Here is a 14,392-nt window from a genome sequence, read left to right as displayed (position 1 = left end):
CGACCCGAGCGAAAGGAGCCTGATCGTGCGCATCGCGCTGCTGTCGTATCGCAGCAAACCCCACTGCGGCGGCCAAGGGGTGTATGTCCGGCAACTGAGTCGCGGGCTCGCTGTACTCGGCCACGACGTCGAAGTGTTCTCCGGTCCACCCTATCCCGCCGACCTCGACCCCCGAGTACGCCTGACCAAGGTGCCCAGCCTGGATCTGTACCGCGACGACGATCCATTCCGCACTCCCCGCTTTCGTGAGATCAGAGACCGCATCGATGTGCGCGAACTGCTCACCATGTGGACCGCCGGTTTCCCCGAGCCATTGACGTTCAGTCTCCGGGTCGCCCGAGTGCTCGCCGAACGGGCAGGCGATTTCGACATCGCGCACGACAACCAGTGCCTCGGCTACGGACTCCTCGACCTGCCCGGCCTGGGACTGCCGCTGGTCGCGACGGTGCACCACCCGATAACCCGGGACCGTGCGGTCGATCTGGCCGCCGCGCCCTGGTGGCGCAAGCCGCTGGTCCACCGCTGGTACGGATTCCTGGACATGCAGATCGAGGTCGCCCGCGCGATCCCCGATCTGATCACCGTCTCGGGCTCCTCGGCGCGCGACACTGTCACCGACTTCGGCGTCGATCCTTCGCAGATGCATGTGGTTCCGCTCGGCGTCGACACCGAACTGTTCGCACCGAATCGCGTGCCGCGCGTCGCGGGCCGGATCGTCGCCGTCGCGAGCGCGGACAAGCCGCTCAAGGGCATCGGCTATCTGCTGCGCGCGATCGCCGCGGTGCGGACCCGGCACGAGGTCGAACTGCACCTGGTCGCGAAGTTGGAACCGAACGGACCCACCGAGAAGGCCATCGCCGATCTCGGCATCGCCGACATCGTCCGCACACACGAGGGTATCGGCGAAGACGAGCTCGCCCGCCTGTTGAGCTCGGCCGAGATCGCCTGCATTCCCTCGCTCTACGAAGGGTTCTCGCTGCCGGCCGTGGAGGCCATGGCGTGCGGAACGCCGCTGGTCGTGAGCCGCGCGGGCGCGCTGCCGGAAGTGGTGGGCGGCCACGGACTGTGCGCCGAGGTCGTCGAACCCGCCGATGCCGGTGCGCTCGCCGACGCGATCGACGGGTTGCTCGCCGACCCGGCGCTGCGGCGCCGCTACCAGCTCGCGGGCAGGCGGCGCGCCGAGGAACGCTACAGCTGGACATCGGTCGCGGCACGCACCGCCGACGTTTACGAATCAGCGATCGCGCGGCCGGTCGCGCGACCGAGAAGGGACGGGCGCTCCGATGCTCACCATTGACTTCGACCGCCTCGGGGTCGGCTCGGCCACACGGGTGATCGACGTCGGCTGCGGAGCCGGACGGCACGCGTTCGAGGCGTACCGGCGCGGCGCCGACATCGTCGCCTTCGATCAGGACGCCGACGAGATCGACGCCGTGGCAACGATGTTCGCCGCGATGGCGCAGGTCGGTGAGGCGCCGGCCACAGCGGTCGCGGAGGCCGTGCGGGGCGACGCGCTGGCTCTGCCATACCCGGACGGCACGTTCGACTGCGTCATCGCCTCCGAGATACTCGAACACATCCCGGCCGACGACGCCGCGATCGCCGAACTCGTACGGGTGCTGCGACCGGGCGGCACGCTCGTGGTGACCGTCCCGCGCTGGCTGCCTGAGCGGATCTGCTGGTGGCTGTCGGACGAATACCACGCCAACGAAGGCGGCCACGTGCGCATCTACCGCGCCGACGAACTGCGGGACAAGGTCACCGCTCGCGGCCTGAACCTGGTGCACCGGCACCACGCGCACGCCCTGCACGCGCCCTACTGGTGGCTGAAATGCCTACTGGGCGTGGACAAGGACGACCACGCCGCGGTGCGCCTCTACCACCGGTTCCTGGTGTGGGACATGATGCGCCGCCCCGCGCTCACCCGGGTGACCGAGGCCGCGATGAACCCGCTCGTCGGCAAGAGCGTCGCACTCTACTTTCACAAGCCCGCGGTACGCTATGCGCAGATTTGATCCGCCGTCGGTCCCTGCGGTTCTCACCGAGCGGCAGTGCCGGGCCACCGCGCGGTCCATCGCCGACGCGCAGGAATCCAGCGGCGCGATCCCCTGGTTCCGCGGTGGCCACACCGACCCATGGGACCACGTGGAGTCGGCCATGGCGCTCACGACCGCGGGACTGCTGGACGAGGCACGCGCCGCGTACACGTGGAGCGCGCTCGGTCAACGTCCGGATGGGTCCTGGCCCATCCGGATACAGGAGGGCGTCGTCGAGGACGAGAACATCGACACCAACTTCTGCGCCTACATCGCTACCGGGGTGTGGCACTACACGCTGCGCACCGAGGACGAACAGTTCGCCCGCGCTCTGTGGCCGACGGTCCGGCGCGCGATCGACCTCGTTCTGACCGAACAGGGGACGCAGGGCGAAATCCGCTGGGCGAGAAGCCCGGCGGGCTCACTGCCGGACAGTCTGCGCACCGGATGCTCCAGCATCTACCACAGCATCCGGTGCGCGCTGGCCCTCGCCGATTATCTCGGTAAGCCGCAACCCGATTGGGAAATGGCCGCCGGACGGCTCCGGCACGCGCTCCAAGCCCATCCGGACGCGTTCTTGTCGAAGGACCGCTACTCGATGGACTGGTACTACCCGATCCTGTGCGGTGTCCAGCGCGGACAAGCCGCGGCAGGCCACCTCCGACGCCATTGGAACACTTTCGTGGTGCCCGAGCTGGGGATTCGGTGCGTGAGCGACCGGCCGTGGGTCACCGGAGCCGAAACCTGCGAACTGGTCATGGCGTTGGATACCATCGGCGCACGCACCGCGGCGCTGCGACAGTTCACCGCCATGCAGCACCTACGCGACGCGGACGGATCCTATTGGACCGGCTTGGTCTTCACCGACGGCCTGCGCTGGCCCGAGGAGCGAACCACGTGGACATCCGCCGCCGTCGTCCTCGCCGCGGATGCCCTGACCCGAACGACCAGGGCATCCGGCATCTTCCGTGGCGACGGCCTGCCGCAGGTGCTCGACTTTCCCGGTATGTGCTCGTGCGGGACGGCGTATCCACGACGATGAACGGGAATGGGGCGGTCGGACGCGCGTCCGACCGACGCCCCTGAAGCGCCGTGCTGATCAGGACACCGGCTGGTGTGCGGTGTCCGTGGCGCCGCCCACCGGAGCGACTCGTTCGAGCACGCGAAGCGAGCCGGTAGCGCTAACCTCGCGAAATTTGCCGCTGTCCAGGGCTTTTCGATAGATGCGGAACGGGGCCTGGCCACCGTCGCGTGGATCGGGGAACACATCGTGGATCGCCAGCGCTCCCCCGACTTCGACGTGTGGTGACCACCCGTCGTAGTCGCGTGCTGCCGCCACGTCAGTGTGACCTCCGTCTATGAAAAGGAATCGGATCGGCGAACGCCACAGCGCCGCCACCGCACCGGATTCTCCGACCATCGCGATCACCTCGCCGGCCAACCCCGCCCGGACCATCGCGCGCCGGAAGCTGGTCAGCGTGTCGAATCGCCCGGTGACCGGATCGACCAGCTGAGGATCGTGATATTCCCACCCCGGCTGATGCTCTTCCGAACCCCCGTGGTGGTCCACCGTAACCACCCTCGCCCCGGACAGCGCGGCCGCCGCCGCGAGCACGACGGTCGACTTTCCGCAGTAGGTGCCGACCTCGACGATGGTACCGCCGCTCGCGTACCCGGACGCCGCCCGATACAGCGCGGCGCCCTCGTCGGGCGGCATGAAGCCCGCAACCTCCTCGGCGAACTTCAGCAACTCCCCGGCGCGAGCAGTCTGCGCCGATACGGTGCTCATCGTCACGTCCAACTCCTTCCCGGTGCGCGGCGCCTGCCGCCCGGAACCAGGTCAGTATCCACGTTGCACCCACGAATTCAGCTCTGGACGTTCCGCATTCAGATTCGTCGTGTCACCGTGCCCGGGATAGACCCTGGTCGGCCCCGGAAAGTCGAAGAACAGGCAGCGCAACGAATCGACGATCGTCAGGAAGTCACCGTAGGACCGATTGGTCGCGCCCGGCCCGCCGGGAAACAGCGTGTCTCCGGAGAACAGCACATCGACATCGGGTGCGTACAAACAGACGGAGCCGGGGGAATGCCCCGGCGAATGGACCACGCGCAGCTCCCCTCCCGCCACGCGCAACACCTGATCGTGCTCCAAGCGCCGATACCGGTATTCCGCGTGCGCACTGCGCCATAGCATGTCGTCCCCCGGATGCAGATACACCGGCGCGTCCGTCGCGCTCGCGAGATCCACAGCGGCGCCGATGTGATCGTTGTGACCGTGGGTGCACACGATCGCGCGCACGTCACGAGCGGCGACGGCGTCGAGTATCGCCGCGGCCGAGTGGGCCGCGTCGATCACCACCACCTCGGAGTCGTCGCCTACCAGCCAGACGTTGTTGTCGACCGGCCAGCTGCCACCGTCGATGTCGAATGTCCCCGAGGTGACGACGCGTTCGATACGCAGCTGATCGACGGTGTGAACCTCGAACGTGTTCACACCGTCACCACCGACCGCAGCACGCCGCCGGATTTTATTTGCTCGAACGCCGCTTCGACGCCGTCCAATCCGGTCCGTTCGGTCACGAACGCCTCCAACGGCAACCGGCCCTGGCGATACAGGTCGAGCAGCACGGGGAAATCCCGTTCCGGCAAGCAGTCTCCGTACCACGACGACTTCAGCGCACCGCCACGGGAGAACAGGTCCAGCAGTGGCATTTCCAGGGTCATCTCCGGGGTCGGTACCCCGACCAGCACCACTGTGCCCGCCAGATCCCGGGCGTAGAACGCCTGGCGCCAGGTTTCCGGTCTGCCCACCGCGTCGATCACCACATCCGCGCCGAAACCGCCGGTAAGCTCCCGCACCTGCTCGACCACGTCGGCGGTCGTCGCGTCGAGGACGTGCGTCGCGCCGAATTCCTCTGCCCACTTCAGCTTTCGCGCGTCTCGGTCGACCGCGATGATCGTGGTCGCTCCGGCCAAGCGTGCCCCGGCCACCGCGGCGGAGCCGACTCCGCCGCAGCCGATGACCGCCACCGAGTCCCCGCGCCCGACTGCACCGGTATTGACCGCCGCCCCCAAACCTGCCATGACCCCGCACCCGAGCAAACCCGCGACGGCCGGGTCGATGCCGGAATCGATGACTGTGCACTGGCCTTCGTGCACCAAGGTCTTCTCCGCGAACGCGCCGATGCCCAGTGCCGGTGTCAGCTCACGCCCGTCGGTCAGCGTCATGCGTCGCTCGGCGTTGTGGGTGTCGAAGCAATACCAGGGCCGCCCGCGCCGACAGGCCCGGCATCTGCCGCACACCGCCCGCCAGTTCAGCACGACCGAATCGCCGACCCGCACGTGTGTGACGGCGGTGCCGACACTCTCGACGACACCCGCCGCTTCGTGTCCGAGCAGGAACGGGAACTCGTCGGTGATGCCGCCCTCGCGGTAGACGAGATCGGTATGGCATACGCCGCACGCGCGTACCTCGACGACCACATCGTGCGGACCCGGCTCCGGGATCACGATATCGACAAGCCCGACCTTCCCGCGCGGTTCGAGTGCGACGACGCCCTGCACGGTTTGTGTCATTTCAACCTTCCATTGGCCGCGGTTCCCGCTCACACGACGGTGAGCGGCAAGGGGATGCCCCGGTCCGCGAATGCGAAGTTCGAGCCGGTGCTGATCCGGGTCAGCGCGACTTCCGTCGCTTCGGAGGCGGCGTCGTCGCCGCGGAGTATCCGTACCGCGAGTTCATCCGCGGTGGCCGCGATGACCTGGCATTCGTAATAGGGACTCACCCCGCGCACGAGGGCGTCGAGCGGGTCGAGATTTTCGGGCGTGAGCAGACTGGGCCAGACGCGATCGGCGACACCGCCGCAGCGGCGGTCCAGGATGAGGGTCACCGTGTCGTCGACCGCATCGATCCGTGAGCCGACATACTGCCGCGGGTTGAGCGCCGGATGCAGATCCAGCACCGTGGCAAGGGATTCCGCATCGTCGGACAGGCCAAGCACCGAGCGGATGCGCTCGGAGGTCAAGCCCGCCACACCCGCGAACTGCTTGCGGCCGATCTCCCGGGCTCGCTCCTCATCGACGCGCTCCCGGATGGCGATGAGGAAGCCCATCGTCAGCAGATGGTGCTGGAGGCAGACCTCCTCGGCGATCCGGATCAGCGCCGAACGGGAGAAATCCGCGAACCGGATATCGCTGAGCAGAGGGCCCGCGTAGTCGGACGCGCCCTCCTCGGCCGGGTCGATCGGCGACAGCGGTACCGACGCGGCCACCGACGCCTGCACGATGTCGGCGTTGCGCGGGACCGGTGGGGGCTCGTGCGACGGATCGATCGTCACGCGCCACGCGCACACGGGTACCCGATCGGCGGGCTCGCGTGGCGGGCGGTGGATGGGCCGCACCTGCGCGTGCGCGTTCGTCGCCAGCGCGGTCGCGTCGAAGGTCGGGTCCTCGATGTCGTGGCACATCGCGCGCACGTATTCACCGCCCAGCGGTTCCACATCGGCGAGCGCGCCGCAGTGGTCGAGCCAGAACTCGCCGTGGTCGCGATCGTGCACCCGGAAGCGGAAGTCCAAGAATTGCGGCGGCGCGCCGATATCCAGTTGCAGCCCTTTGAAAATCGTCTCGACGCCGTCACCGCGAAAGCCGAGCGCGTCCTGCATCCGCCGGGTGTAGACGGGGCTCGAGACCTGCCACTCTTCGATCGCCACCTGGGTCATGCCTTCGCGCCCGAAGGCGCCGATGGTGTGCGGCATGCCGGAGCGGTCGATCAAGTGGCCACACAGCAGCAATTCGGGCACGAGCGCGGCTAGTTCCGAACGGGTCAGTCCAGCGAACGACCGATTGTGCGTCACCACAGCGGCACCGGCGCCTTGCCGACCGGATACCAGCCGGGCAGCGGCTGATGTTTGGTCGCCTTCTCGATGCGGGCCAGCATGCCGGAGGTCATCGCGTTGTTCGTGATCATCTCGAGGAACAAGCTCGACACGTTGCCGTAATCGAAAAAGTCCCGCTGCCAGCTCCATTGGAACTCGCCGCCGTATCGAAACCAGCTGCCGCCGATGCCGTCCACCGCGTAGTGCGTGCCGTCGGCACGCGTCCCGTCGAACACTTGCTTCCAGAAGCCGACCACGTCGCCGGACTTCTCATCGATCACGATGTGCTGATACGGGTATCTCCAGCCGTCCAGGCCGTCCATCTCCTGTCCGACCGCGATATCGCGGATCTCGTCCCGGCCCACCGCCATGAACTCGTGGGTGGGACCGTAGTTCCACCCGTAGGTCGCGTCCTCGGTGTACATGTCCGCGAGCGGGCGCCAGTCGCCCAATTCCTCGCAGCGCTTGTTCTCGGCCAACCAGCGCTCGACCATTTCTTCCAGCTCGCTCCGCGAGAAACCGGCCACCGTTATTCTCCTTTGTTCTCAGATTTGCCGTCATCCACGATCGACAGCGCACGCGTCGGGCAATAGGTCACCGCGTCGTCCACCACTGCGCGCTGATCGCTCGACGGGCTTTCGATGAGGATCTCGACCTTCCCGCGTTTGGGCACGGCGAACACATCTGGCGCTTCGGCCTGACACACCGCGTGCCCCTGACACAGATCGAGATCAACGACGATTCGCACGACACACCTCGCCGCCCGCCTTTCCCACGATCGACGCATATCCGACCTGGCGAAACCGCTCCGCGACCGCACTCCAGTCGGATCCGGCACGCAATGACCAGGCCGCATCCAGCCGCCGCGCCGTACCGCCGACCGGAAACGAGTGACTGGACAGGGGATGAGACAGTATGCTGGACATGTGTCTGGACACTACCATCGCAATAAGAGGGCGGCAACAGTCCGTTCTCCGTAATCTCGGCGCGAAGCACCGAACAGCACCCGGCCTTCCGATCCTTCGGCGTCGCCGTCGTTCTGCTGGAACGACGCTGCCGCAGCATCATTCGCAGGAACAGGTGAGATGAGCATCGACTTCCCGCTCGTGGACAATGCCCGGCCTACGACCCCAGCGCTGACCCGCAGCCTCGCCGACGCCACCCGCCCAGCCTCCCCGGAACTGTCCCAGCAGATCTTGAACACCCGAGCCTGGCGTACCGATTACGCTGCCCTGCTGTCCGAGTCGACCAGCGCGTCTGCTCGCAGCGCATCCGTCGCCCACGCCATGGCCGCCGAAGGACTGGCCTCCGCGCGGACGGCACATGATTCGGGACGACGGGACCACGGAAATGCCGTTGACCGAAATAGATCTCGGGACAGGGCGTTCCTGGAAGCCCCGCACTCAAACCGTGATGGGACAATCGAGGCCGGTGACGCAACTGCGGGTACCTTATCGCGGCTGGGAATACGCCGGCGCCGAGCTGCTCGATCAACTCGATACCTGGGTCGCCGAAGGCGTCGCTGAACCGTCCTTCCGCGAGGCCATCGCCCGCGTCGCCGCGAATCCGCATTGGTTGTCCGCGGCCGGGTACCGCATCGCACTCCTGGGCGCGGGCGCCGAACTCAGCCCGCTGGCTCCTCCCTCAGCGGTCATCGAGTCTCTTTCAACGTCGCACCCGCCTCCTGGACCCGATCGGTGACCCGCGACCGCGCGCTCGCAGCCGCCTGTCGTGGCGCGCACCATTTCCGTGTCGAAGTCTTCGAACCCGACCGCTTTTCCTGCCTTGACCAGTGTGCCAACAGTGTGCCATGACAGGCAGCTACGACCGGGACACCCCGCACCATGCAGACGCCGATATACAGCTGACCTGGACATCAGCATCTCCATCGGACGAATCGGCACGAGTTCCAGAATTTGTGGAGATTCGGTGTGCACTCCCGGCGGCCATCCTCATCGGCGGGCCTTCGCCCATGTTCAGGTTGTCGACGTGATCCGTCCACCGGCGTGGACCGGGCGCGCCTCGTGGACGATGCCCTCGTGCTCCGCGCCGCGCCGGAAACGCAGCAGCCGCAAGGCATTCGCCACCACGAGCAAGGTCGATCCCTCGTGGATGAACACCGCAGGACCGATGGGCAGGCCGATCAGCGTCGCGGGCACCAGGACGGCGACGATCACCAGCGCGAAAGTCAGGTTCTGCCGGATGATCCTGGCGGTGCGCCTGCTCAGCGCCACGGCGAAGGGCAGGCGGCCGATGTCGTCGACCATCAGCGCGACATCGGCGGTCTCCAGCGCGACGGCGGAGCCGCCCGCGCCCATGGCGATGCCGACCGAGGAGTTCACCATCGCGGGCGCGTCGTTGACGCCGTCGCCGACCATGGCGGTGTCGCCGCCGAGCCGCCCGATCATGGTGACCTTGTCCTCCGGCAGCAACCCGCCGTGCGCGGCGTCCAAGCCCATGTCGGCGGCGACGGCGTCGGCGACGCGCTGGTGGTCGCCGGAGATCAGCACCACGTCCTCGATGCCGAGGGCGCGCAGCCGCGCGATGACGGGCGCGGCCTCGGCGCGCGGGGTGTCCATCACGCCGACGACGCCCAGGTAGGCGCCCGCGTGCCGGACGATCATCGTGGTGCGTCCGCGCGCGTGCAGGTCGTCGACGATGTCCGCGATCGGCGCGGGCACCCCGTCGGCCTCCAGCTCGCCGAACATGGTGAGGTTGCCGACTTCGGTGGGATGTCCGTCCACCAGGGCGGTGACGCCGCGTCCGGTCACCGAGTTCACCTCGGTCGCGCGGCGAGCCGACCCTTCCGGCAGCAGCGGCGCGAGGTCGCGGGTGATGGCGGTGGCCAGCGGATGGTCGCTGTAGGACTCGACCGCGTGCAGCGTCGCGATCAGCTCGGCGCGCGATTCCGGACGGACCGCGACGATGTCGGTGACCCGGGGCAGCCCCCAGGTGAGCGTGCCGGTCTTGTCGAAGGCGATGGAACGGACCCGGCCCAGCGTCTCCAGCGGCCCGCCGCCCTTGGCGAGCACACCGGCCTGCGCGGCCCGCGCCACACCCGAGAGCACGGCGCTGGGCGTCGCGATCGCCAGCGCGCACGGGCTGGCCGCGACGAGCACCACCATCGCGCGGTAGAAGCTGTCGGCGAACGGTTCGGTCAGCGCGATCATGCCGAAGGCGAGCACACCGAAGACCGCCGCCAGCACGGCAGGCACGTAGAACAGCTGGAACCGGTCGATGAAGCGCTGGGTGGGCGACTTGTGCGTATCGGCCTCGCGGACCATGGTGATGACCCGCGCCAGCATGCTGTCCGCGGCGCGGCTGGTCACCAGGACGTCCATCGCGCCCGAGCCGTTCACCGTGCCCGCGAACACCCGGTGCGCCTCGGACACCGGTGCGCGGTCCACGGTCGCTCCGGTCAGGGCGCTCTTCTCCACCGGAATGCTCTCACCGGTGACCGATGATTCGTCGACGCTGCTCGTTCCGTCGATCACGATGCCGTCGGCCGCCAGCCGCGAATTGGGCAGTACCACGACGACATCGCCGACCGCGAGGTTCTCGACATCGACCTCGCGCACCGCGCCGTCGTCGCCACGAACCAGCGCGGTGCTCGGCGCGAGGTCCGCGAGCGCCTCGATGGAGCGCTTGGCGCGGCCCATCGCGTACTCCTCGAGCGCGTGCCCGAGGCTGAACAGGAACAGCAGCACCGATCCCTCGGCCCACTTGCCGACCGCGGCCGCGCCGAGCGCCGCGACCAGCATCAGGAAGTCGACCTCGAACCGGCCGCGCCGCACTGTCGCGACGGCCGTGCGGATCGTGAAGAAGCCGCCGAGGAAATAGGTCGCGGCGAACAGCGTGATCGCGGCCCAGGGCGGCGCGGAGAACAGATACTCCGCCGCCATGCCCGCGGCGTAGGTGACACCGGCGGCGATGGCGAAGATCAGCTCGCCGCGCTCGCCCAGAATCGAGTGCCCGTGTTCGTGCGTGTTCACTGTCGACTTCATACGGCGATCATATGCATAGATCGCTATATTTGCATAGACAAGGCGTTGTCACCGAACCGTGTCCCCGCCGCGACGATCGGCCATGTCGGGTCTCGACATCGCCGCGACCTCCTCGAATATCTCCCGGACGCGATCCCGACGCCTCGAGCGACGCCAAACCTGTTGACAGCTGGGCATTCGTCGCACCGGAGCGGTCGGCTCCATTCCATCGGCAAACCTCGGGCATCGCGACGGATACCGCGCCGACCACCGCCGACACGCCGGGATTGCATCTCGGCATCGCTCTCGGCAACCGCGCCAACCCCCGCATCCGCGCGCGTAGCGTGACTGGACGGTTGAAAGTTTGCCGACATGATGCCGACAGCGGTCCGACGGAGGCGGTATGACCACTCACTCCCCCTACGCTGCCGCGGACGACCTGCGGCCCCAGTTCGCGGGATCGGTGCTGGCACCGGAGGACTCCGGTTACGACGCGGCCCGGGCGATCTTCAACGCGATGGTCGACCGCAGGCCCGCGGTGATCGCCCAGTGCACCGGCGTCGAGGACGTGCGCGCCGCCCTGGCCTTCGCCGACCGCAGGGGTCTCGAGGTGGCCGTGCGCGGCGGCGGCCACAGCGTCGCTGGCGCGAGCCTCACCGAAGGCGGATTGGTCGTGGATCTGCGGCGTATGCGGTCGGTCACCGTCGACCCGCACGCGCGCACCGCCGTCGTCGAGGGCGGCGCAACCTGGGCGGATTTCGATCGCGCCTGCCAGCCGCACGGCCTCGGCACCACCGGAGGGCGAGTGTCCAGCACCGGCGTGGCCGGGCTGACCCTCGGCGGCGGCTCGGGGTGGTTCGAGCGCAAATTCGGCTTGGCCAGCGACAGCCTGCTGTCGGTCGACCTCGTCACCGCCGACGGAGTCGAGGTCCGAGCTTCAGAGGACGAGCATCCCGACCTGTTCTGGGCGCTGCACGGCGGCGGCGGAAATTTCGGTGTGGCCACCCGATTGACCTTCCGGCTGCATCCGCTGCCGGTCACGACGCTGGGCCTGCTGCTGTGGGAAGCCGAGCGCGGACTCGAGGTCGCCACCGCCTACCGAGACCTCGTCGAGGGCGGTGTCACCGAGGATCTCGGCGGAGCCGTCGTGTATCTGACCGGACCGCCCGAGGACTTCGTGCCCACCGAACTCCATGGCAAGCGGTTGGCGGTCTGCGTCGCCGTCTACGCGGGCACCGCGGCCGAACTGCGCGACGTGCTCGCACCGATATTCGCGCAGCGCCCGGACGGAGTGCTGCTCACCGAGATGCCGTACTGCGACATCCAATGCGCGCTCGACGATCCGCCGGGCGTCCGCAACTACTGGTCCGACGCACACCTCGCGGGCCTGCCGGACGAAGCGGTGCGGCGGTTCGCCGAACAGGGCATGGCCATGCCGGTTCCCACGCCGTCGCAGAGCCTGCTCGTGCCGTGGGGCGGCGCCGTCGCGGCGGGCGCACGGGACTGGCCGCAACCCCACCGCGGCGCCGCGTGGGTGGTGCACCCGTTCGGACTGTGGGAGGACCCCGCCGACGACGCGTACGGCATCTCCTGGGTCAAGAACACCGTCGCCGCGATGCGGCCCTACGCCACCGGAGCGGTGTACCTGAACTTCATCGGCAACGAGGGAATGGACCGGGTGATCGCGGGCTACGGCCGGGAGAACTACGCGAAACTGGCGGCGGTCAAACTGGAATACGATCCGCGCAACGTCTTCCACCTGCATCACAACATCCATCCCGCGGCCGCCACCGCAGGGCCACGCTCATGAATCCCGCGACGGCACGGCCTCTCCGGTCCGCCACGCGGGCGACGGCCGGACCTGCCCTGCGAGTGGTGCTGACCGCGATCGCCGCGCTGGTGATCGGCATGGTCTCGCCCGGGCACGCGTCGGCGGCCCCGGCGGTGCTCGGCGGCGGATCGGGCATCGTGATCGGCCAGCACGCGGCGTGCACGCTGACCACGATCGGGTACGACAACGCCGGGCGACTCGTCGGGCTGACGGCAGGCCACTGCACCATGCGCGGCATGCCCGTGCGCGCCGAACACGCGCTGACAGCGGGACCGGTCGGTGTCGTGGTCCTGGTCGACGTGGTCGACGACTACGCCGTCATCGAGTTCGATCCCACCCGGGTCACGCCGCTGCGCAACGTGGGACCGCTGGTGATCGAGGACGTCGGCGCACCGCCGCAGCCCGGCACGATCGTCTGCAAGAACGGCCGCACCTCCGGCTACGGCTGCGGGGTGGTGTGGGATCAGAACGAGTCGTGGTTCCGCAACCAGGTGTGTTCGAAGCCGGGCGATTCCGGTGGACCAGTCACCGTCGGTGATCGCCTGGTCGGCATGAATGTCGGCCACGTGGGCGTCACCGCGTTCGGGGCGACGGTCTTCGATGTGGCCTGTCAGCACCCGCAGGTGCCGGTGCACGATCCGGCGGTGGCCACGCAGATCGGCACAGTGTTCGCCGACATCGACCGGATCGGCGGGCCCGGTACGGGCTTCCGGCCGTTCTGATCCACGGCGGCTCGACCGAATGGCTCGAACAGCACGGCGCTCGTAGGATGTTGCTGCGCCGGAGGTGCCCGGTGCGCGCGCGTCGTCGCCAACCCGCAGGAGCCGAACGTGGACACCGGATCCGTCCCCTCTTACCTCCGCTACGTCGCCATCGGCGACAGCCAGACCGAGGGCATCGGCGACCCCGACGGCGACGGCGGACACCGCGGCTGGGCCGACCGATTCGCCGCACTCCTCGGCGCGGGCGCACCGGCCCTGCGCTATGCCAATCTCGCCATCCGCGGCCGTCGCGCCGCCCAGATCCGCGCCGAACAACTCGCCCCCGCCGTGGCGTTGCGACCCGACCTGGTCACCGTGATGGCGGGCATGAACGACATCATCCGTCCGCGCCTCGACCGCGCCGCCCTGCTCGCCGACCTGCACGCCATGTTCGAAGCGCTCACCGCCACCGGCGCCCGCGTGATCACCTTCACCTATCCCGACATCGGCGGCGTCGCGCCCTTCGTGCGACCGCTGTCCCCGCGCGTGCGCGAGCTCAACGCCGAAATGCGCCGCCTCGCGGATCGATACGGGCTCACCCTGGTCGATTTCGAACCCGTCGCCGCCACCACGCACCCGCTGGTCTGGTCGGCCGACCGCCTGCATCTGAGCCCGCTCGGCCACGACCTCGTCGCCCGCGCCGTCGCCGACATCCTCACCCTCCCCGGCGCCGACGCGACCTGGCGCGATCCGCTGCCACCGGTGCGGCACAGCCTGGCCGAGATCGTCGCGACCGAGTTCAGCTGGACGGCCCGGCACATGCTTCCGTGGGTCGCCCGCCGAGTGCGCGGCCGCTCCTCCGGAACCGGCATTCGGCCGAAACGACCCGAGCTGCTGCCCGTACTCGTCCGGCGGCCGGACGACGCCAACGCCTGAGTCGGCTTTCACGCCTCGCCGCAATACCGGG

At 68.6% G+C, this 14,392-nt stretch carries 14 protein-coding genes; 7 read left to right on the top strand and 7 right to left on the bottom strand.

Translation table 11 applies throughout. The features are described from left to right. Window positions 1-25: 25 nt before the first annotated feature. The 3 genes from ABZV58_RS17905 to ABZV58_RS17895 are packed head-to-tail and all read left to right on the top strand — an operon-like array spanning window position 26 to window position 3,078. Window positions 26-1,297 carry a glycosyltransferase family 4 protein gene (locus tag ABZV58_RS17905; RefSeq protein ID WP_355001242.1) on the top strand — a complete coding sequence of 424 codons (1,272 nt, stop codon included), beginning with the start codon at window positions 26-28 and terminating at the stop codon, window positions 1,295-1,297. Further along, window positions 1,284-2,015 carry a class I SAM-dependent methyltransferase gene (locus ABZV58_RS17900; protein ID WP_355001241.1) on the top strand — a complete coding sequence of 244 codons (732 nt, stop codon included), beginning with the start codon at window positions 1,284-1,286 and terminating at the stop codon, window positions 2,013-2,015. Before ABZV58_RS17905 ends, ABZV58_RS17900 begins: the two co-directional genes overlap by 14 nt. After that, window positions 2,002-3,078, top strand: a complete 1,077-nt coding sequence (locus tag ABZV58_RS17895) for a prenyltransferase (RefSeq protein ID WP_355001240.1) — start codon at window positions 2,002-2,004, stop codon at window positions 3,076-3,078. Before ABZV58_RS17900 ends, ABZV58_RS17895 begins: the two co-directional genes overlap by 14 nt. 57 nt (window positions 3,079-3,135) lie before the next feature. On the opposite strand, the gene ABZV58_RS17890 is transcribed toward ABZV58_RS17895, so the two are convergent. Genes ABZV58_RS17890 through ABZV58_RS17865 form a run of 6 tightly spaced genes read right to left on the bottom strand, consistent with a single transcriptional unit; the run spans window position 3,136 to window position 7,658 of the window. Beyond that, complete coding sequence (locus ABZV58_RS17890) at window positions 3,136-3,825, bottom strand: class I SAM-dependent methyltransferase (protein WP_355001239.1); 690 nt, start codon at window positions 3,823-3,825, stop codon at window positions 3,136-3,138. Between the two features lie 51 nt (window positions 3,826-3,876). Continuing rightward, window positions 3,877-4,530 carry an MBL fold metallo-hydrolase gene (locus ABZV58_RS17885; protein WP_355001238.1) on the bottom strand — a complete coding sequence of 218 codons (654 nt, stop codon included), beginning with the start codon at window positions 4,528-4,530 and terminating at the stop codon, window positions 3,877-3,879. Next, window positions 4,527-5,612, bottom strand: coding sequence for an S-(hydroxymethyl)mycothiol dehydrogenase (locus tag ABZV58_RS17880; RefSeq protein WP_355001237.1), 1,086 nt, complete (start codon window positions 5,610-5,612; stop codon window positions 4,527-4,529). Before ABZV58_RS17880 ends, ABZV58_RS17885 begins: the two co-directional genes overlap by 4 nt. Before the next feature lie 29 nt (window positions 5,613-5,641). Next, window positions 5,642-6,892 (bottom strand): hypothetical protein, encoded by a 1,251-nt coding sequence (locus tag ABZV58_RS17875; protein WP_355001236.1) that lies wholly within the window; start codon window positions 6,890-6,892, stop codon window positions 5,642-5,644. Continuing rightward, window positions 6,886-7,437 carry a nuclear transport factor 2 family protein gene (locus ABZV58_RS17870; RefSeq protein ID WP_355001235.1) on the bottom strand — a complete coding sequence of 184 codons (552 nt, stop codon included), beginning with the start codon at window positions 7,435-7,437 and terminating at the stop codon, window positions 6,886-6,888. Before ABZV58_RS17870 ends, ABZV58_RS17875 begins: the two co-directional genes overlap by 7 nt. Window positions 7,438-7,439: 2 nt before the next feature. Further along, entirely contained in the window at window positions 7,440-7,658 is a 219-nt protein-coding gene (locus ABZV58_RS17865; protein WP_355001234.1) for a ferredoxin, read from the bottom strand. A gap of 683 nt (window positions 7,659-8,341) precedes the next feature. Here ABZV58_RS17865 and ABZV58_RS17860 point away from each other — a divergent pair. After that, complete coding sequence (locus ABZV58_RS17860; protein ID WP_355001233.1) at window positions 8,342-8,611, top strand: hypothetical protein; 270 nt, start codon at window positions 8,342-8,344, stop codon at window positions 8,609-8,611. A gap of 275 nt (window positions 8,612-8,886) precedes the next feature. Here the strand turns inward: ABZV58_RS17860 and ABZV58_RS17855 are convergent, their stop codons facing one another. Then, the gene (locus ABZV58_RS17855; protein WP_355001232.1) at window positions 8,887-10,914 is read right to left on the bottom strand and encodes a heavy metal translocating P-type ATPase; all 2,028 of its coding nucleotides are present in this window, start codon (window positions 10,912-10,914) and stop codon (window positions 8,887-8,889) included. Window positions 10,915-11,296: 382 nt separating this feature from the next. Between ABZV58_RS17855 and ABZV58_RS17850 the strand changes: the two genes are divergently transcribed. The 3 genes from ABZV58_RS17850 (at window position 11,297) to ABZV58_RS17840 (ending at window position 14,361) form a co-directional block, all read left to right on the top strand. Beyond that, the gene (locus ABZV58_RS17850; protein WP_355001231.1) at window positions 11,297-12,703 is read left to right on the top strand and encodes an FAD-binding oxidoreductase; all 1,407 of its coding nucleotides are present in this window, start codon (window positions 11,297-11,299) and stop codon (window positions 12,701-12,703) included. Between the two features lie 65 nt (window positions 12,704-12,768). Continuing rightward, a complete protein-coding gene (locus ABZV58_RS17845) occupies window positions 12,769-13,446 on the top strand; it encodes a hypothetical protein (protein ID WP_355001230.1) in 678 nt (225 codons plus the stop codon). Between the two features lie 108 nt (window positions 13,447-13,554). Continuing rightward, complete coding sequence (locus ABZV58_RS17840; protein ID WP_355001229.1) at window positions 13,555-14,361, top strand: SGNH/GDSL hydrolase family protein; 807 nt, start codon at window positions 13,555-13,557, stop codon at window positions 14,359-14,361. The last annotated feature ends 31 nt before the right edge of the window (window positions 14,362-14,392 follow it).

It is taken from the genome of Nocardia sp. NPDC004654, from assembly GCF_040609595.1.
In the GTDB taxonomy this organism is placed as follows: domain Bacteria; phylum Actinomycetota; class Actinomycetes; order Mycobacteriales; family Mycobacteriaceae; genus Nocardia.
Note: the sequence above shows the minus strand (reverse complement) of the source record. Positions and strands in the feature narration are given on the sequence as shown.